The 17,729-nt window shown below is 63.0% G+C and carries 15 protein-coding genes; 6 read left to right on the top strand and 9 right to left on the bottom strand.

Annotation, left to right across the window (positions count from 1 at the left end):
• Window positions 1–21 precede the first annotated feature (21 nt).
• Window positions 22–2,193, bottom strand: coding sequence for an elongation factor G (locus ACP_RS10540; protein WP_015897311.1), 2,172 nt, complete (start codon window positions 2,191–2,193; stop codon window positions 22–24).
• Between the two features lie 376 nt (window positions 2,194–2,569).
• Here ACP_RS10540 and ACP_RS10550 point away from each other — a divergent pair, with 376 nt between their 5' ends.
• Window positions 2,570–2,797 carry a hypothetical protein gene (locus ACP_RS10550; protein WP_015897313.1) on the top strand — a complete coding sequence of 76 codons (228 nt, stop codon included), beginning with the start codon at window positions 2,570–2,572 and terminating at the stop codon, window positions 2,795–2,797.
• Between the two features lie 72 nt (window positions 2,798–2,869).
• Here ACP_RS10550 and ACP_RS10555 read toward each other — a convergent pair whose 3' ends face one another.
• The 3 genes from ACP_RS10555 to ACP_RS10560 all read right to left on the bottom strand — a co-directional run bounded on the left by ACP_RS10555 (window position 2,870) and on the right by ACP_RS10560 (window position 5,947).
• Window positions 2,870–4,252 (bottom strand): acetyl ornithine aminotransferase family protein, encoded by a 1,383-nt coding sequence (locus ACP_RS10555; protein WP_015897314.1) that lies wholly within the window; start codon window positions 4,250–4,252, stop codon window positions 2,870–2,872.
• A 208-nt stretch (window positions 4,253–4,460) separates the two neighbouring features.
• On the bottom strand, window positions 4,461–4,601 hold the full coding sequence (locus ACP_RS18325) for a hypothetical protein (protein ID WP_169305964.1): 141 nt from the start codon (window positions 4,599–4,601) through the stop codon (window positions 4,461–4,463).
• Window positions 4,602–4,717: 116 nt separating this feature from the next.
• Window positions 4,718–5,947 (bottom strand): cation:proton antiporter, encoded by a 1,230-nt coding sequence (locus tag ACP_RS10560; RefSeq protein WP_015897315.1) that lies wholly within the window; start codon window positions 5,945–5,947, stop codon window positions 4,718–4,720.
• 382 nt (window positions 5,948–6,329) lie between these two features.
• Between ACP_RS10560 and ACP_RS10565 the strand changes: the two genes are divergently transcribed.
• The gene (locus tag ACP_RS10565) at window positions 6,330–7,295 is read left to right on the top strand and encodes an EamA family transporter (RefSeq protein WP_015897316.1); all 966 of its coding nucleotides are present in this window, start codon (window positions 6,330–6,332) and stop codon (window positions 7,293–7,295) included.
• A gap of 8 nt (window positions 7,296–7,303) precedes the next feature.
• Here ACP_RS10565 and cysS read toward each other — a convergent pair whose 3' ends face one another.
• Together cysS and tsaD are read right to left on the bottom strand one after the other, a co-directional pair.
• Entirely contained in the window at window positions 7,304–8,779 is a 1,476-nt protein-coding gene (cysS, locus tag ACP_RS10570; protein ID WP_015897317.1) for a cysteine--tRNA ligase, read from the bottom strand.
• Window positions 8,780–8,949: 170 nt separating this feature from the next.
• A complete protein-coding gene (gene tsaD / locus ACP_RS10575; protein ID WP_015897318.1) occupies window positions 8,950–10,155 on the bottom strand; it encodes a tRNA (adenosine(37)-N6)-threonylcarbamoyltransferase complex transferase subunit TsaD in 1,206 nt (401 codons plus the stop codon).
• A 180-nt stretch (window positions 10,156–10,335) separates the two neighbouring features.
• On the opposite strand from tsaD, the gene ACP_RS10580 reads away from it, so the two are divergent.
• Window positions 10,336–11,724: a CCA tRNA nucleotidyltransferase gene (locus ACP_RS10580; RefSeq protein WP_015897319.1), complete on the top strand. Its 1,389-nt coding sequence runs from the start codon at window positions 10,336–10,338 to the stop codon at window positions 11,722–11,724.
• Between the two features lie 90 nt (window positions 11,725–11,814).
• On the opposite strand, the gene ACP_RS18330 is transcribed toward ACP_RS10580, so the two are convergent.
• Window positions 11,815–11,982 carry a hypothetical protein gene (locus tag ACP_RS18330; RefSeq protein ID WP_169305965.1) on the bottom strand — a complete coding sequence of 56 codons (168 nt, stop codon included), beginning with the start codon at window positions 11,980–11,982 and terminating at the stop codon, window positions 11,815–11,817.
• A 280-nt stretch (window positions 11,983–12,262) separates the two neighbouring features.
• Between ACP_RS18330 and ACP_RS10585 the strand changes: the two genes are divergently transcribed.
• The 3 genes from ACP_RS10585 to ACP_RS10595 all read left to right on the top strand — a co-directional run bounded on the left by ACP_RS10585 (window position 12,263) and on the right by ACP_RS10595 (window position 14,444).
• Entirely contained in the window at window positions 12,263–12,760 is a 498-nt protein-coding gene (locus ACP_RS10585) for a GreA/GreB family elongation factor (protein ID WP_015897320.1), read from the top strand.
• Window positions 12,761–12,780: 20 nt separating this feature from the next.
• Window positions 12,781–13,530, top strand: coding sequence for a CDP-alcohol phosphatidyltransferase family protein (locus ACP_RS10590; protein ID WP_015897321.1), 750 nt, complete (start codon window positions 12,781–12,783; stop codon window positions 13,528–13,530).
• 92 nt (window positions 13,531–13,622) lie between these two features.
• Window positions 13,623–14,444, top strand: a complete 822-nt coding sequence (locus ACP_RS10595; protein ID WP_015897322.1) for an SDR family NAD(P)-dependent oxidoreductase — start codon at window positions 13,623–13,625, stop codon at window positions 14,442–14,444.
• Window positions 14,445–14,615: 171 nt separating this feature from the next.
• Here ACP_RS10595 and ACP_RS10600 read toward each other — a convergent pair whose 3' ends face one another.
• Window positions 14,616–15,203 (bottom strand): hypothetical protein, encoded by a 588-nt coding sequence (locus ACP_RS10600; protein WP_015897323.1) that lies wholly within the window; start codon window positions 15,201–15,203, stop codon window positions 14,616–14,618.
• 63 nt (window positions 15,204–15,266) lie between these two features.
• A complete protein-coding gene (gene aroE / locus ACP_RS10605) occupies window positions 15,267–17,534 on the bottom strand; it encodes a shikimate dehydrogenase (protein ID WP_083770583.1) in 2,268 nt (755 codons plus the stop codon).
• Window positions 17,535–17,729 lie beyond the last annotated feature (195 nt).

Consider the following 17,729-nt stretch of genomic DNA (forward strand, 5'->3'; position numbering starts at 1 on the left):
GAAGATTGCAGCTCTTCCCGGTTACGCCGCCTCGTCATCCTCGGCAGGTTTGCGGGCGCCGGCGATGATCTTTTCCGCAATGCTTTGCGGCACCACGTCGTAGTGGTCCATGTCCATGTGGAAGCTGCCCCGGCCTTGGGTCAGCGCGGTGAGCGCCTGGCCGTAGTTGAGCATTTCGGCCATGGGCACCTGCGCCTGAATCACCATGCCGTCGCCGGAATGGCGCTGCATCTGTCCCTGCACGCGCCCGCGCCGCTGGTTCAGGTCGCCCATCAGCGCGCCGGCAAACTCGCCGGGAGCTTCCACTTCGACGGCCATCACCGGCTCCAGCAACACGGGCCGCGCCTGCTCCATGCATTTGCGAAAGGCCAGCCGCCCGGCCATCTTGAATGACATCTCATTGGAGTCCACGTCGTGATAGCTGCCGTCGTAGAGCGTCACCTTGAAGTCCACGACCGGAAACCCCGCCAGATAGCCCCGCGCCGCCGATTCCTGAATGCCCTTCTCGACCGCCGGAACAAACTGCCGCGGAATCGCGCCGCCAAAAATCTCATTCGCAAAGGCAAAGCCCGCGCCTCGCTCCAACGGCTCCATGCGAATTTTGCAGTCGCCATATTGCCCGTGGCCGCCGGTCTGCTTTTTGTGGCGGCCCTGCGCCTCGGCGCTGCCGCGAATCGTCTCGCGATAGGGCACCTTGGGCGGCTTGAGCGTCACCTCAGTGTGGTAGCGCTTCTTGAGCTTCGACACCAGGGACTCGATATGCGGCTGCCCCGCCGCCGCAATCAGAAATTCGTTGGTCTGCGGATCGCGGAAGAAGCGCATCAGCAGATCCTCTTCCATCAGCTTGTGCACGGCCGGGGCCAGCTTGTCCTCATCGGAGCGGCTTCTTGGCTCAATCGCCCAGGTCATGGCGGGCTCGGGCATCGGCACCGGCTCAAAAAACACTTCATGTCCTTTCTCGCCGAGCGTGTCGCCGGTGGCTGTGTCCTTGAGCTTGGCCACTGCGCCAATGTCGCCTGCATGCAGCTCGGCGACGGCCTCAGCGTTGTGCCCTTGCATGACCGAGAGATGCGCGAGCTTCTCCGTGGTGCCTCGCGAATAATTCACCACGCTGGCATCGTTCTTCAGGCAGCCGGAGAAGACTTTGAAGAAGCTGATGCGGCCGGCGAAGGGATCGGTCATCGTCTTGAAGATATACAGCGCCAGCGGCTCGGCATCGTCCACGCGGCGCAGGACCATTTCTCCCTCGGCCGCCTCTGCCGCAGCCTGGGCTGCGTCGGCATGCCCATTGCCGACTGCTTGCGCCATGGTGGCGCGGGCGCGCGCGGCCACCGGCTGGCGCTCCAGAGGCGACGGCGCATAGACCTTCAGAAAATCCAGCAGATGATCGGCGCCCACCTCGGTTAATCCGCTCGCATAGAGCACGGGAAAGATGCGGTCTTCGCGAATCGCCTCATGCAGAGCGGTGATCAGGTGCTGCTCGGGCAGCGTGCCCTCGGCAAAGAACTCTTCCATCAACTCATCCTTGCCCTCGGCCACCAGTTCGACCAGCGTCTCATGCGCTTCCTTTGCGGCATCCGCCAGCTCGGCAGGAATCTCGACAATCTTGCCCCGTCCGTCGCCCATGGGCTCATAGGCAAAGGCCTGCATCGTGATCAGGTCCACCACGCCCACAAAGACGCCGTCGCGGTGCCACGGCACCTGCACCGGAACTACGCTGCGCCCATAGCGCTCGCGCAGCGCCGCGAGTGTCTCCTCATAACGTTCGGCCGCGCGGGCATGATCCATCTGGTTGAGCACAATCGAGCGCGGCATCGCCGACTCTTCGGCATACTTCCACACGCGCTCGGTGATGCTTTCAACGCCGTTCACGGCATGCACCACCATCAGGGCTGATTCCACGGGCAGCATGGCGCAGCGGGCCTCGGGCGCGAACATGTGAAAGCCCGGCGTGTCGACTAGGTTCACCTTCACGCCATTCCATTCCGCATAGGCGACGCAGTTGTGCATGGTGGTGCCGCGGACCACATCTTCTTCGTCATAGGCGGTGATGGCCGAGCCATCTTCCACGCGGCACAGGTTGGCAGTCACGCGGGCGGCATGCAGCATGGCGGAAATGAGCGTGGTCTTTCCGCAGTGCGCATGCCCGGCTAAGGCTACGTTGCGAATCTCCTGGCTGGCATAGGTTTTCATGGCGTGCTCCTTTTCTGTGGGAGGGGCCAGGGCAGAGCGGCCCCGGCGCAAGTGAATGAAAAACAGGCATCGGGCGGAAGAGAGTGCAGGCACAGGGATGGATGGCGGGCGTCGTGAAAGGCGTCGGGGTGGTGCGTGTGCCGGTGCTGCGGATCCCGCTCCATCGAGAACTCCGCGCGCATGCGCCGGGCGGCGCATGTGGCCTCATTCTTCTCAGGATGGTCGAAGCTTTCGCCGCGCAAATGCCTCGGCATCCCTTGAAGCTACGGATACTAGCACAGGCTGCCCTGTGCGGTCAGTGGGGCGCAAAAGGCGGCTTTCACAGCCCGCACAGCCAGCGGCCGGGCTGGCGCGGTACACTGCATCCCAAAGTAAAGTGAATCGATTCTTCTATCTCATCTGGCTCATTGGCGCGGGCGTCTGGTTCTTTGATGCCGTGTTGAGCATGCACCGCCACTATCTGGCGCGCGGGCTGGCGCAGGCCGGGGTGGCAGCGGGCTTTCTTGCGGTGGGGATGCTTTTTCGCCAGAGCTACCGGCGGCAGCAGCAGCGCCGCCAGCGGAAGAACGGCGGCGATGGAAAGAATGGAAGCAGAAAAACCTGATACCCCAAACCGATAGCAGGGTGCCCCGGGTCCGTGTGTCCGGACCCGGGATCAACGATCAAGGCGTTCCCTTTACATCTCCTTCGCGGCGATCGCCACGCTCTGTTCAAAGATGTCGAGCGCAATCTTCGCCTCATGCTCATTCACAATGAGCGGCGGGGCCAGACGGATCGAGGTCTCGCCGCAACCCAGCACCAGCAGTCCGCGCTCAAAGCACAGGTCCACGATGCGGTCGCGCAGCGCCGGAGCCACCTCGCGCGTCTTCTGGTCCTTCACAAACTCCACGCCGATCATCAGTCCGCGCCCGCGCACGTCGCCCACCACGGGATGCTTCTCTTTCCAGGTGCGCAGCCGCTCCAGTATTTCGCCGCCGCGTTTGGCGGCATTGGCGATGCCCTCGCGCTCCAGCACATCCATGGTGGCCAGCGCCGCGGCAATCGCCACGGGGTTGCCGCCAAAGGTCGAGGCATGCGAGCCCGGCTTCCAGTCCATGATTTCAGCCCTGGTCATGCAGATGCTCAGCGGCATGCCTGAGGCAATGCCCTTGGCGATGCAGACAATGTCCGGCTCCACGCCGGAGTCCTGAATGGCCCACCACTGCCCGGTGCGGCCCGCGCCCGACTGCACCTCATCGGCCACCAGCAGAATGCCGTGCCTGTCGCAAATCTTCCGCAGCTCCTGCAAAAAGATCTTCGGCGCCGGCACATAGCCGCCTTCGCCCTGGATCGGTTCCACAAAGATCGCGGCGACCTCTTCAGGAGCAAGCGTCGTCTTGAAGAGCTTGTCTTCGATGTAGCGCGCGCAGCCCAGCGCAAAGGCTTCTTCCTCCTGCGGGCCGCCGCTGCAGCCGCGATACGCATACGGATACCGCACATGCGTCACGCCCGGCACGAGTGGCGAAAAGCGGCGCTTCTGCTGCGGCTTTGAGGCCGTGAGCGAGAGCGCGCCCATGGTGCGGCCGTGAAACGCGCCGAGAAACGCGATGATGTGCTGGCGGCCGGTGTGGTAGCGGGCAATTTTCAGCGCGCACTCCACGGCCTCGGCGCCCGAGTTGCCGTAGTAGAAGCGGTGCGGCCCCTTCATCGGCGCCAGTTTCGACAGCCGCTCGGCGAGCGTGATCATGTTTTCGTAGTAAAAGTCGGTGCCCGACATGTGAATCAGCTCGGCGGCCTGGCGCTGAATGGCTGTCACCACTTCAGGATGACAGTGGCCGGTCGAGGTCACGGCAATGCCCGCGGCAAAGTCGAGAAACTCGTTGCCGTCCACATCTTCCACACGCACGCCCCGGCCGCGCTTTGCCACCATGGGATAGGAGCGCGTGTAGCTGGGCGAGATCAGGCGGTCATCGGCTTCCACCACAGCCCTGGCGTTGGGGCCCGGCAGCGAGGTGACCAGCTTGGGTCCGTAAGTGTGTCGAATGTCCTCTTCGGCGTGCGTTTCGGTGGTGGGCGTCATTGTCTATTCTCCTTGAGGGCTGCGGATTGTTTGCCGGATGGGTGCGGCACACGGGTGCCGGCGATGGCAAACAGGGTCCGGGTGAGGTCATCGATCGGCCACGGAAGCGCTTTCCGGGCGACAAGCGGGTGCGAGAGGAGTCCTCTTCTACCGGCGGCATCTGCTGCAGAGCACGTGCGTGCCTGCGGAGACGGCGGGGCAGCGGTGACTAGTCGCTGCCGAAGAGGCTAGGTCGCGTGCGGGTGGGCAGCACGCGCAGATGACGCCGGGGAGCAATCGACCGCACAAACGACCGGCTCCAGCTCTTGCGGCTGAAAGCAACCGGGTACGGAATGTGCTTGGTGTGCATCGGCAGGCGTGCTCTCCGTTGGCAGAAGAGTAGCACGCCAAAAGGGATTTGCAGAAGAACTTTGACTCCCGTCCGCCTCAGGAGCGGGCGCGGATGAGAATCCTGTCATGCCGCGATCAGGCCGCGGCCATTGGCTCCGGCTGCCTTCTCTCCAGATAGCGAAACGCTATTCTGAGCAGCATGGGAGTCGCAAATGTGGTCACCACCGCCATTAGAACCAGCGTCGTGAAGAGCTGGCGTCCGATCAGGCCGCTTGCCAGGGCAATGTTGGCAATGACCAGTTCCATGACGCCTCGGCCATTCAACCCGACGCCCAGCGCCCAGCTCTCGGCCTGGTTCAGCTTTGCAAAGCGGCCGCCGAGGTAGCCTCCCAGAATCTTTCCGGCAAAGGAAACCGCCAGCACGGCCGCCACCAGTGGCCAATCCCTGAGGCTGGAAGCGTCGAATTCAAGACCGATGGCCGCGAAAAATACAGGACCGACAAACCCCATCGTCACGCTCGAAGCCGTTTGCTCGATATGCTTGAAGTTCTTCTTTCCGAGAGCTTCGTGGCTTAACAGCATGGACCCGAAAAAGGCTCCCACCACGAAGTCCAGACCGAGCAGCTCAGAGAAGCTGGCAAATGCAATCACAAAAAGCAGAATGCTGGCAAAACGAACCTCGTCTCCTTTGAATCCTGTGAGGACTCTTTCCAGCGGCCCGCTGGTTTTAAGGAGTCGTGTCGGTGAATAGCGCCGGATCAGACGCGCGACGACCGCAAAAACGATCATGAAAATCAGCGCCTTGCCCAGAGACTCTCCAATCGAGAGAAAGAATTGCTCCAGGGTTGCGGGCGCATTCTTCAAGTCGAGAATGACGCCTAGTATCAGCAGCGACACAACATCATTGGCAACAGCAGCCGAAACAATTCTCTGGCCTATGTTGCTTTGCAGCTTGCCGAGGTCCATCAGAATGCGCACGCTCACCGGCAACGCCGTAATCGCGATGCACAGGCCCAGAAACGCCATGCGCATATCGTTCATGCCGAACAGGTAGCCGAGCAGGATTCCGCCCAGCAGGGGCACAATGAATCCGGCGGCGCTCACCCAGGCTCCGCGCCCTCGAAACGAGTCCACGAGAGCGCTCAAATTCATTTCCATACCCGCAAGAAAGACCAGCAGTAAAACGCCAATATCGGCAATGGCCTTGATTTCCGGAGTGTAATGAACGTAGCCGAGGCAGGAGGGCCCCAGAATGATTCCTGCCGCTATCTCACCCAGCATGGCTGGCTGGCCAAAGCGCGTCACAACTTCGCCAAGCACGCGCGACAACAACAGCAGCAGAAGAAGGGACTGTATGAGGCTCATAAACTTCCTCGTTAGGATCGTTGAGCCGTCAGGCTAACACAGCCCTCCTGACGGAATCACGCGTGGCCCTATGCGGCGAAGCCGCAAAAGCCGGCCCAAAAGGAGAAGGCTCCAGTCGTAGGATGCCGTAATCGAGCATGGCAACTGCTTGGCGACGGCAACACTATCCATCCGCGGGCAAAGGAAAAGGGAGACATCACGGTAGCACGCGGAACATAGCTTTTCTCCATGACAGCTTTGCTGGTTCTCTCAGGCTGCGGAGCCGACAGCAGTAGGAGCAGCGGCAGCTTCGCAATATCAGGCGGCTCCCCACACAGCAGTCCCGCTTACTCTCGATACCTTCCTCGCCTCTCCGCGCAAACGATAGGATGGTAAGAACCCAATGCCTTCTTCTTCCTCTCATGCTGGGCCGGCACGGCTTGCCGTTCTGCTGGCGTTTGGCAGCGTTTACTTCTTTTGGGGAGCCACCTACACGGCCATGAGCATCGGCGTGCATCTGCTGCCGGCGCCCATTCTGGCCGGTACGCGCATGCTTATCGGCGCGGCGCTCATGCTGTTGTTCTGCAAGCTCAGAGGCAAAAAGATCTTTTATTCGCGCGGCGTCATGGCGCGCCTCGGCCTGCTCGGCGTCATGCTGCTCTTCATGGGCAATGTCGGCCTGGTCTGGAGCGAGAAGTATCTCGCCAGCGGCCTCGCCGCGCTCATTGTCGCCATTGTGCCGCTTTATGTGGCCGTGATTGAGGCCGTGACCGGAGGCGAGCAGTTGCGGCGCCGCGGGCTCTTTGGGCTCTTCCTCGGCTTTCTGGCCCTCATCGCTCTGCTGTGGCCCAGCTTTCATGAGGCGCTGCTGCCGCGCCACGGCAGCTCCATGCAGATCATTGCCGCCATCATCGTGCTGCTGGGCGCGCTGAGTTTTGCTTCCGGCTCGGTGCTCTCGCGGCACATGCAGTTGCCGGTGCCGCCGCTGGTGGCCGCCGGATGGGAGATGGGCGCGGCCGGCCTAGCCAACGTAGTGCTGGCCACCGCGACGTGGCAATGGCCGCATGCCACCTGGAACTGGCACAGCCTCGCCGCCATCGGCTACCTGATTCTCTTTGGATCGCTGCTCGGCTTCAGTTGCTACATCTGGCTTATTCACCACGTGCCGGTGGCCAAGGTGGCCACCTATGCGTATGTGAATCCCGTGGTCGCGGTGATTCTTGGCGTGCTGGTGCTGCATGAGCACATGCAGCCCACCGAATACTTCGGCATGGTCGCCGTCATAGCTTCGGTCGCGCTGGTCACCTCTTCACAGATGAAGAGCGGCAAGCCGGCCGCCGCGCCTGCTCCGGTTGAGAACGAAGCCTGACGCCGCGCCTACTTCCGCTTCCAGCGAACGCCCTCTTTCGAGTCCTCGATCACGATGCCCTTCTCGGCCAGTTCATTGCGAATCTGGTCGGCGCGCGCAAAGTTCCGCGCCCGCTTGGCCTTCGTGCGCTCATCCACCAGCGCCTGAATCTGCTCATCGCTCAAGCCGCGCTGCGCCAGCACTTCGTGGGCGGCCTCGTTCAGGCGGCCTTCCTGCTCGGCCCACTCCAGCGCAAACTTTGTGATGGCGGCGTCGCGGTCTTCGAGCACGTTGAAGACGGAATCGAACTCGCGCAGCACGGCGAGAATCTCCGCGACATTTTCCGTGCTGAGCGTACCGGCATCGGCGGCGGCATTGCCCGCGCGCACCAGGTCAAAGATCGCCGCGCGCGCCTCTGCTGTGTTCAGGTCGTTTTCGAGTCCTGCGCGAAACTCCTTCCGCGCCTTCTCTGTCTCCGTGCTCAGCGCCGCATTCTTTTCCGTCGCGGGAGTTACGGTCAGCATGCGCTGGTAAAACGTCCGCAGGCGCTCGACCGCGGTCGTCTCGGCCGCGAGCCCTTCAAAGGTAAAGTTCAACTGCTGCCGGTAGGGCACCGAGATCAGCAGCATGCGAATTGCCGAGGCCTTGTAGCCCTTCAGCAGCAGGTCGCGCAGCGTGTAGAAGTTGCCCTCGGACTTCGACATCTTGCGGCCTTCCACCAGCAGAAACCGCACGTGAAACCAGTGCCGCGCAAAGGTCTTGTGGCTGGCGCACTCTGACTGGGCAATCTCATTCTCGTGGTGCGGAAACATCAGGTCTTCGCCGCCGCCGTGCAGATCAATCGACTCGCCCAGATACTCCATCGCCATGGCGGAGCACTCGATGTGCCAGCCCGGCCGACCCGCGCCCAGCGGCGTCTCCCAGAAGTGCTCGCCCGGCTTGGGCGACTTCCACAGCGCAAAGTCCCGCGCCGAGTCTTTCTCGTACTCGTCCACGTCTACGCGCGCGCCGTCGCTGATGCCGGTCAGGTCTTTCTTTGAGAGCTTGCCGTAGTCCTTGAAGCGCGCAATGCGGAAGTACCACGAGCCGTCTTCGGTCTTATAGGCAATGTCCTGCGCAGCCAACTGCTCAATCAGCTTCACCATCGCCGGAATATGCTCGGTTGCGCGCGCAATCACCTCCGGCTCGGCCACGCCCAGCGCGTGCAGGTCTTCAAAGAATGCCTGCTCATATTTTTTGGTGTACTCGGCAATCGGCACTCCGGCCCTGGTGGCGTTGCGAATGATCTTGTCATCCACATCCGTCACGTTCATCACGTGCCGCACGGTTATGCCCTCCAGTTGCAGCGCGCGCCGCAGCACATCCACATGACAGAAGGTGCGAAAGTTGCCGATGTGCCCGTAGTCGTACACGGTCGGCCCGCAGGCATACATGCGGAAGGTTTGCCCGTCGGCGGGCGTGAGTGCTTCGATCTGGCCGGAGAGAGTATTGAAGAGTCGAATCATGCAGAGGACTGAAATATCGCGGTTCGCTCTGAAAATTCTAGCAGCGGCGGAGCTTTGAGCTGATTTTCCCGCCACAGTCCCGGCGAATCACGCTTTTATCCCAAACAGCGAAAGGCGCCGAAGGCGCGTCCGGTCGGGTGCCCCGGGTCCGTGTGTCCGGACCCGGAATTTCAGGACCCCAGCTTCAATCCCGCGGCCGCTGTCAGCGTCTCGCCGGCAAATTCGCTCGTGATCAGCTTGGGCCAGGCCGCGGCGGCAATCATGGCCGCATTGTCGGTCGCGAGTTTCAGCGAAGGAAAAGCGACCGGCAGCCCCTGCGCCGCGGCTTCTGCCGTGAAGCGCTCGCGCAGCTCGCGGTTGGCCGCGACGCCGCCCGAGACCAGAATCTCGGCGACGTCATACCGCTCCGCCGCGCGAAAGGTCTTGCGGACCAAATCTCCCACCACGGCGCGCTGAAAGCTCGCCAGCAGGTCGAGCGACTCCTGATCGCAAAGTGCCCGCACGGCCTCCAGGTCGCGCCGGGGCGAAGCATCGGGCATCGTGGCCATCGCCTGCCGCCGCGCCGCGATGCGCGCCTCCATGTCATGCGTCTGCACATAGCGCAGCACCGCCGTCTTGATGCCGCTGAAGGAGAAGTACGTCGCCTCCTCAGGGTGCAGCGCCACAGGATCAGCGCGCCGGTGCGCCTTGGCCTTCACCTGCGCAAAGGAGAATGGCACCGCCCGCGCGTCGCCAAAGGGAGCCAGCGCATCCACCCAGGGTCCGCCGGGATACCCCAGCCCCAGCAGCTTGGCGACCTTGTCAAAGGCCTCGCCGGCGGCGTCATCGACCGTGCGGCCCACATTGCGGTAGGTCCACGCGTGGTGGGTCTCCTGCGCCAGATAAAGGTGCGTATGTCCGCCGGAAACCACCAGTGCGAGCTTCGGCTGGCCGTGTTCCGGCGTTGCCTGGGTCTCCGCAGGTTGCAGCACGCGCTCCAGCAGCACCGCGTGAATGTGCCCTTCCAGATGATTCACCGCAATCAGCGGCTTGCCCAGCGCCAGGGCCAGCGCCTTGGCATAGCTCACGCCCACCAGCAGCGCTCCCGGCAGCCCAGGGCCTTCGGTCACAGCCACGGCGTCCAGATCGTCAAAGGCTACGCCCGCGCCGGCCATGGCCTGCTCCACCACCGGCACAATGGCGCGCAGATGCTCGCGCGAGGCCAGCTCCGGAACCACTCCGCCAAACGGCGCATGCACGGCAATCTGTGAGGCAATCACATTGCTGAGCGCCTCGCGCCCGCCGCGCACCACCGCCGCCGAGGTCTCGTCGCACGAGCTTTCGATGCCCAGAATCAGCCCCGTCCGCGCCCGCTCGCCTGTCTGCCCGCTTGCCATGTTCTTTCTATTTTATGGATTCCACGCACCATCCGGGTGCGGGGTGTCGCGGACCCCGCAACCGCCCATCCCCATCTGGGTGCCCCGGGTCCGTGTGTCCGGACCCGGGATTTCCAACTGTCCGCCCATCCCGATCCTCTTTTGCACTTGAAATCCAACCGCTGCATCATCAATGCAGGCATGCCCTCCACGCCCATCCCGTTCTCGTCTTTCCCGGCATCCCCGGCCTTTCGCGCCGCCGCGCACATCGTCGCCCATCTGCGCGCCCACGGCTATGAGGCATACTTTGCCGGGGGATGCGTCCGTGACATGCTGCTCGGCCACCCGCCCAAGGACTATGACGTCACCACTCGCGCCCGTCCGGACGTGGTGCTTGCGCTCTTTCCGCGCACCTATGCCGTTGGCGCGCACTTCGGCGTCGTGCTGGTCGCCGATGAAATCGACGGCCAGCCCATCACCACCGAGGTGGCCACCTTTCGCAGCGACGGAGCGTACCTCGACGGACGCCGCCCCTCTGAGGTCGCCTTTGCCGACCGGCCTGAGGACGATGTGCTCCGCCGCGACTTCACCATCAACGGCATGCTGCTCGACCCGGAAAAGTGGCAGCAGACCGGCTCGCTCGACGACGCTGTGCTCGACTTTGTGGACGGCCGCGCCGATCTGAGCGCCGGCATCGTGCGCGCCATCGGCCACGCCGAGCGGCGCTTCACCGAGGACAAGCTGCGCATGCTGCGCGCCGTGCGCTTTGCCGCGCGCTTTGGTTACGAATTGGAGCCGGAGACCTTCGCCGCGCTCCGCCAGCTTGCGCCCGGCATCGCGCAGGTGAGCCGCGAGCGCGTCCGTGACGAGCTGACCCGCATGCTCACTGAGGGCCATGCCCGCCACGCCTTTGAGCTGCTCGATGCCAGCGGCCTGCTGCGCGAGGTGCTGCCGGAGATTGACCGCCTGCATGGCGTCGAGCAGCCGCCCCAGTACCACCCCGAGGGCGACGTCTGGGTTCACACCCTGCTGCTGCTGGAGAAGCTTGCGCCCGGCTGCCCGGCCACGCTCGCCTGGGGAGCCTTGCTGCACGACGTGGGCAAGCCGGCGACCTTTGAGCGCGCGCCTGACCGCATCCGCTTTAGCGGCCATGTGGAGGTGGGAGTCAAAATCGCGGCCGAAATCTGCCGCCGCCTGCGCTTCTCGAACGACGAGACCGAGCAGATTCTCGCCCTCGTGGAGAATCACATGCGCTTTGGCGACATCCAGCGCATGAAGCCCTCCACGCTCAAGCGCTTCTTCCGTCTGCCCGGCTTTGACGAGCATCTGGAGCTGCATCGCATCGACTGCCTCTCGAGCCACGGCGATCTCACGCTGTATGAGTTTGCGCAGCAGCAGTACCACGCGCTGCCGCCCGAGGCTGTTCGGCCGCCGCTGCTGGTCACGGGTCGCGACCTCATCGAGGCTGGCTACCAGCCCGGCCCGCAATTTCGCCAGTGGCTGGCCCTCGCCGAGGATGCGCAGCTTGAGGGCCGCATTCATTCGCGCGAAGAGGGGCTGGCGCTCATTCGGGAAGCTGCCGCTCTCTAAGGTAGCCGCTTCCGGCTGAGGCGGCGGCCAAATGCGACAGGGAACGCCCGTGGGCGTTCCCTGTCGTGTGCTGAGTTGCCTGCGGACGGTCTAGTGACCGTCCCCGTCGCCGTCATGAGCCACGGCCGCCTGGCCCTGCGGGCTGATGCTGACCGTGTCCTGTGGAAGCGTGGCTTTCTGCGCCGCCGGAGCAGCCGCCGCCTGTGAAGCAGAGCTGACCTCCGCCGTCTGTGTGGCTGCGGATACAGGTGAAATCATAAGAATATTCCTCCTGTCTTTCCCATCGTCCCTCCTGCTGGGCGTCTTTAGCCGTCCCGGCCTATCTGTCAGAAACGTCATGTACTTGTCATGCAAGCACTTAGATACATTCCGCCGCCTCTGCCGGGGAGCACTTTCTGCGCGGCTGTGCCGGGTTCTGTGGCTGCATGGCCGCAGGTGTGTGGGGCCACTCTCGTATAATGGTCAAAACCAAGGCGGTCTTCCGGCCTTGCCGTCTGTCTGGCGGCCCGTCGTCGTGTGCCGCAGAGATTGAAGTCTTATGCCCGAACACATCAAGAAAAAACTTCTCGAAGACATCAAGCAGCTCGAACACGAGCTGGCTCATGAGCTTCCCGCCGAAATCAAGAAGGCGGCCGCTCTCGGCGACCTCAGCGAAAACGCCGAGTACCACATGGCCAAGCAGCGTCAGGAATTTGTGAACGCGCGCCTGGGACAGCTCAAAAAGCGCATGGCCGAGCTCTCGCTGGTGAACCTCGCGAACATTCCGCACGACCGCGTGGCCTTTGGCTCGACGGTGGAAGTCTTCGACACCTCCAAGGACGAAAAGATCGAGTACAAGCTGGTGACCAGCGAGGAGTCCGACGTCAGCAAGGGCCTCATCTCCACCACTTCGCCGATTGGCCGCGCGCTCATCGGCAAGCAGGTGGGCGATACCGCGACCGTCGTCACGCCCAGCGGCAATCGCGAGCTCGAAGTGCTCAAGCTCACCACCATTCATGACGAAGCGGCTGCCGCAGCCGAGTCCGCCGAAAAGTAAGCAGCACAACCCGCAAGGTGATGGCAGTGCCCTCTCAACAAAACGAACGCAATCCGCAACCGCGGCACTCCCATAGCTGGACCCTCGCCTTCGGCAAGGCCTGCGGCGTACTGCTGCAGGCCATTGTCAACGGGCTGGCGCTCACACGCATCTCGCCCAATGTGCTTACCTTCATCGGGCTGGTCATCAACATTGGCGCCGCCGTGCTCTTTGGCTTCGCCAATGAGCAGAACTACGTCCGGATGTTTCTCTATGCGGGGCTGGTCATCATTGGCGCCGGCATCTTTGACATGGTGGATGGACGCGTCGCGCGCCAGACCAAGCAGGTCACCGTCTTTGGAGCCTTCTTTGACTCCGTCATCGACCGCTACTCTGACGTGGTTCTGTTTTTCGGCCTCATCGTCTTTTACGCGCGCGGCAACCGTTACTTCTATGTGGATCTCTCGGCCTTCGTCATGGTCACCTCGCTCATGGTTAGCTACACGCGCGCCCGCGCCGAAGCGCTGATCGGCAAGTGCAAGGTCGGCTTCATGGAGCGCCCGGAACGCATCGTGCTCATCATCCTCGGCGCGCTCTTTGACCGCTGGGGAGCCATGGCCCCCGTGCTGTGGGTGCTCGCCGTGCTCTCCACCATCACGGTCATTCACCGCATCCGCTACACCTACGATATGACCAAGCATCTGGCCCCGCTCAGCGCCGGGGAGCCCATGCCCACGCCCAGCCAGATCTCGCTCGACCGCTCTTCCAAGCTGCCCTCAGCGAACGTATAGCTCCATCAACATTCCCTCCCGGGGCGCGCCTATCGTATCCATCGCGGCTACGCGCCTCCGGTACACTGGGTGCGATTCCCGGAGGTTCCCCTATGCCCTCGCCCGTTCGTTCTGCCGTCCTTGCACGCAGCTTTGCTGGCAAGTGGGCGCTCGTGACCGGAGCCAGCGCTGGCATTGGCGAAGCGCTCGCGCTCGATCTCGCCGCGTCGGGAGCCCATCTTGTGCTCACCGCGCGCCGCGTGGAGCGCCTCGAAGCTCTGGCCGCGCGGGTTCGCGCCGACTACGGCGTAGAATCCCGCGTCGTGCCCGCCGATCTGGCGCTGCCGGAAGCGCCCCGGCAGCTCTATGAAGCCACCGAAGGCGCCGGCCTGCCCATCGACATCCTCATCAACAACGCAGGCTTCGGCTATCTTGGGAAATTTGAAAAAGGCTCGCTTGACTGGGACCGCAAGATGGTCGACCTCAACTGTGCGGCCGTCGTTCATCTGACACACCTGTTTTTGCCGCGCATGATCGAGCGCAAGCGCGGCCACATTATGATCGTCGCCTCCACGGCTTCATTTCAGCCCGTGCCCTACATGGCCACCTATGCGGCGACGAAGGCATTTGACCGCTTTCTCAGCGAGGCGCTCGCGGCCGAGGTCCGCCCCCACGGCGTAAATGTGAGTGCCCTATGCCCGGGCCCTACCGAGTCGGAATTCGGCCAGGTCGCCGGTGTCAGAAAGGATTTTTTTCGCGGTTCGCAGACCGCCGAACTGGTCGCTCGCAAGGGGCTGCTCGCACTCGTGGCCGGTGAGCCGGAATCGCTGCCTGCCTTCTCCGGCGCGGCCACCGTCTTCTTCACGCGTTTCCTGCCGCGCAACGCCGTCACCGGCCTGGTGGAGAAGATCTTCCGTAAATCCGGCGCAGTTTAGAAAATGCTCCGGAGCGCGCGGGCACTCCGTCCAGGCTGTTCCTGCACGGCTCGTATGGCTCGACTGCCTTTTGTATCAGGCTTTGCATCAGGCCCTGTATCAGGGCACGGCTTTAGCCGTGCCATCCGGCTTGCTCGAAAAGAGGGCTTCAGCCCCTGCTCAAAGAAGGGCTCAGCGGTTGTGCAACTGCAGCAGCAGGTAGCCCACCATGCCCATCAGGCCCAGCAGCAGCACCATCACCACAATCAGCAGATTGCGGAAGGTGCTCTGCATCGACTTCACATCTTCCACCAGCTCCGAGTGCTCGAGCGAGTTCTTCTCGGTGGACTCGCGCATCCGCGCCACCTGGTCTTCGAAGCGCTTCAGTTGCAGCGTCTGATCCTGCAGCGTGATGCGCAGGTCCTGCTGGCTCTTCTGAATGTTGCCGACGCCCTGCTTCAGATCATTGGACAGCGCTGCGGCGGTGCTCGAGCTCGTCTGCGCGTGCCCTGTGGCCATATCGAGCAGCGGCAGCAGGCGCGTGATGAACGGCAGCCATCCCTTGAACTGCAGCAGAGTCTTCCACATAGGGTCCTGGGCCAGCTCCTTCAGGTCGTCCACGCTTGGCCGCTCCAGCAGTTGCACGCTGTGTACCGTCTCCATCTCTTCAGGCTCGAGCACGGGTTCCTGGGCTGGCTTGCCGGTGGAAGCCAGCTCAATGAGGCGGTCCACCGCCGATTCGTGCGCCCGGGAGGGGCTTGTCGTCAGTTTTGAATCCATGCAATACCGCCCAAACTCTTCCTTGTACCCACTATAAGGCCCATGCGCGGAAACAATCTCGCCTTACCGGCGCTTCCCGGCCGCCTTTGCCGTCTTCTTGCCGGCTGCTGTTGGCTTGGCAGGAGCTGGCTTTTTCCCGGCTGCTGTTGGCTTGGCGGCTGGTTTCGCGGCCTTCTTGTGCACTGGTTTTGGTGCAGCTTTGCCTGCTGTTCCGGCTTTGGGTTTGCTGGTCTGGGGCTTGGCGGCTTTTTTTGCCGCCTTTGCTGTCGGCTTCGCGGCGGCTTTCTTCGGAGCAGCCTTGGCCACAGCCTTGGCCGCACTCTTTGCGGGACTTTTTGCCGGTGCTCCCTTCGGCGGCGTTTTCTTGCCTGCCACGGCAACCGTTTTCGCTGCAGGCTTTGCCGTCCCATGCCCGCTCTCGCCGGCGGAGGACGTCGGCTGCTTCGCCGGCGCTGCCTGTTTCGCAGGTACCGCCTGCTTCACGGGCACTGCCTGCTTCTCAGGTTTAGAGCTCTTGACCGCCTTCGCCGCCGGCTTCACCACTGCCGCCGGAGTCTTGGCCGCCTTGGCCGCGACGGGCGCTGCCGCCGTCTTCTTCTGCACCGGTTTCGGTGCAGCCTTGGCGCTCGTACCGGCGGCCTCGGTCTTCGCTTCTGCCGTTGTTTCGGCTGCCGCCTCGGGCTTTGCCGCGGGAATCGTCAGCCTGCGTGCCGGAGCAATCGAGTCGGCCAGGCTGTGATTCTCCTGTTCCCCGGAGCGCCGCCGCAGCGCGTGCACCACGGCCCGCAGCATCTCGTCTTCGGGGGCCGGCTTGCCGGTCCATATCTCGAACTGCCGCGCGCCCTGCTGCACAAACATCTCCACGCCCGTGATCACCGGCAGTCCCTTTTCGCGCGCCATGCGCAGCAGCGGAGTCTCAATCGGGTTGTAGACCATGTCAAAGACCAGCCGCGCGTTCAGTTGATCGGGTTTGAGCCAGCTCTGCTGCTTGTGCCCGTGCATGCCGATCGGCGTTGCGTTCAGAATCACGTCAAAGCTGGCCTTCGCGAGCTGTTCATAGCGAATCGTCCGGGCCTTGGCCTGCCGCGCCAGCTTCTGCGCGGTCTCGGGAGTGCGGTTCACAATGGTGACGTCGGCACCCTTGTCCTTGAGGCCAAACACGGCCGCCCGCGCCGCGCCCCCGGCGCCAATCACCAGAACGCGCGCATCCCTGAGCGGCAGCCGCCGCTCCAGCGGACGCACCACTGCGGCCACATCCGTATTGAATCCATACAGGTTGCCGTCGAGCGCGCGCACCACCGTGTTGCAGGCGCCAATCTTCTCTGACAGCGCATCGGTATTCGTCAGGTGCTTCAGAATCTCGCCCTTGAAGGGCATGGTCACCGCCAGCCCGTGCAGCGGAACTTCCTTCACCAGGCGCAGCACATCGCTCAGCGTGTTGGCCTGCAGCGGCAAAAAGACGGCGTTTACCGTCTCCCGGCGAAAGGCCAGGTTGTGAATCAGCGGCGACAGCGAATGCATGACCGGGTTGCCCACCACTCCGTACACACGCGTGGCCGGTGAAACCTGGTCAATGCGGAAGATCTCATGGAGCGTCCGCGCCGCAATCTGCCCGGGTCCGGTCTCCTCGCCGGCCTGTGCCGAGGCAAAGGTGAAGACGGAGCCGGCGCGCACGCCCAGCACGCGCGAAATCAAGCCCTGCTCGCCCATGCAGATGCCCACCACGTTAGCCGCGTCTGATGAGCGCTCAAGAAAGTGCATCATCGCCAGATTGTCGGCCAGGCAGGTGGCCGTGGAAACCATCTTCACAAAATCGGGCGAGTAGCGCTGGATCTTCTCAAACATGCGGTCCAGATCGCGCGTAGCCTTGAAGTCGTGATAGCTGATGATCAGCGCCGCGCCCAGCGACCGGATGCGCGCCAGCTCGGCGGCCTTCAGCTTCTCTGCCGTCTCAATCTCAATATCGATCAGGTCGCAGCCGGCCGCGATGGCCTTTTCCAGAATCTGAATCTCGGCCTCGATGCTGCCCTTGAACTTGCCGCCATTCGGCTCGCGCCGGCAGGTGGCAATCGCCGTCACCTCGCCCAGCTCATACAAAAATTGCTGAATGCGCGAAATCGCTGCCGCCGGATTGGGCAGATAGTCGAGGCGAAATTCCAGAAATGGATTCTCTCGCGCGGCCTCGCGCGCCTTCTCTATCAGCTCGTCAGGGCTCGATGCGGCAATGGCAACACAAACCCGGCTGATGCGCGAGCGCAACAGTTGCACGGCAGCGGCGGGGCTGGCGCCGGTACCCGGATCGAGGGAGGACACGGCGATTCGATCGGTCATAAGTACGATTGCGGCATGGTAAAGCCGATACTCGCCGCATGCAACCTTTTGCTTTTCAATATAGTCCCGCTCTCCGCTTTTCAGGGAGTAACCTGAGCTGTAACCAGCCCTTCGATGCCCTCCGGAATCTTCCATCCTTGCGGCCCGGTTTGGGCATCCGATAAAAAAGTACTTGGAATCAATGATTTGAGGAAG

It is taken from the genome of Acidobacterium capsulatum ATCC 51196, assembly GCF_000022565.1.
In the GTDB taxonomy this organism is placed as follows: Bacteria; Acidobacteriota; Terriglobia; order Terriglobales; family Acidobacteriaceae; genus Acidobacterium; species Acidobacterium capsulatum.

Coding starts and splice junctions, on each gene's coding strand:
- ACP_RS10540 (WP_015897311.1), bottom strand. CDS start 2,193: ATGAAAACCTATGCCAGCCAGGAGATTCGCAACGTAGCCTTAGCCGGG.
- ACP_RS10555 (WP_015897314.1), bottom strand. CDS start 4,252: ATGACGCCCACCACCGAAACGCACGCCGAAGAGGACATTCGACACACT.
- aroE (WP_083770583.1), bottom strand. CDS start 17,534: ATGACCGATCGAATCGCCGTGTCCTCCCTCGATCCGGGTACCGGCGCC.
- ACP_RS10585 (WP_015897320.1), top strand. CDS start 12,263: ATGCCCGAACACATCAAGAAAAAACTTCTCGAAGACATCAAGCAGCTC.
- ACP_RS18330 (WP_169305965.1), bottom strand. CDS start 11,982: ATGATTTCACCTGTATCCGCAGCCACACAGACGGCGGAGGTCAGCTCT.
- ACP_RS10590 (WP_015897321.1), top strand. CDS start 12,781: ATGGCAGTGCCCTCTCAACAAAACGAACGCAATCCGCAACCGCGGCAC.
- ACP_RS10565 (WP_015897316.1), top strand. CDS start 6,330: ATGCCTTCTTCTTCCTCTCATGCTGGGCCGGCACGGCTTGCCGTTCTG.
- ACP_RS10560 (WP_015897315.1), bottom strand. CDS start 5,947: ATGAGCCTCATACAGTCCCTTCTTCTGCTGCTGTTGTTGTCGCGCGTG.
- ACP_RS10595 (WP_015897322.1), top strand. CDS start 13,623: ATGCCCTCGCCCGTTCGTTCTGCCGTCCTTGCACGCAGCTTTGCTGGC.
- tsaD (WP_015897318.1), bottom strand. CDS start 10,155: ATGGCAAGCGGGCAGACAGGCGAGCGGGCGCGGACGGGGCTGATTCTG.
- ACP_RS10600 (WP_015897323.1), bottom strand. CDS start 15,203: ATGGATTCAAAACTGACGACAAGCCCCTCCCGGGCGCACGAATCGGCG.
- ACP_RS10580 (WP_015897319.1), top strand. CDS start 10,336: ATGCCCTCCACGCCCATCCCGTTCTCGTCTTTCCCGGCATCCCCGGCC.
- cysS (WP_015897317.1), bottom strand. CDS start 8,779: ATGATTCGACTCTTCAATACTCTCTCCGGCCAGATCGAAGCACTCACG.
- ACP_RS18325 (WP_169305964.1), bottom strand. CDS start 4,601: ATGCACACCAAGCACATTCCGTACCCGGTTGCTTTCAGCCGCAAGAGC.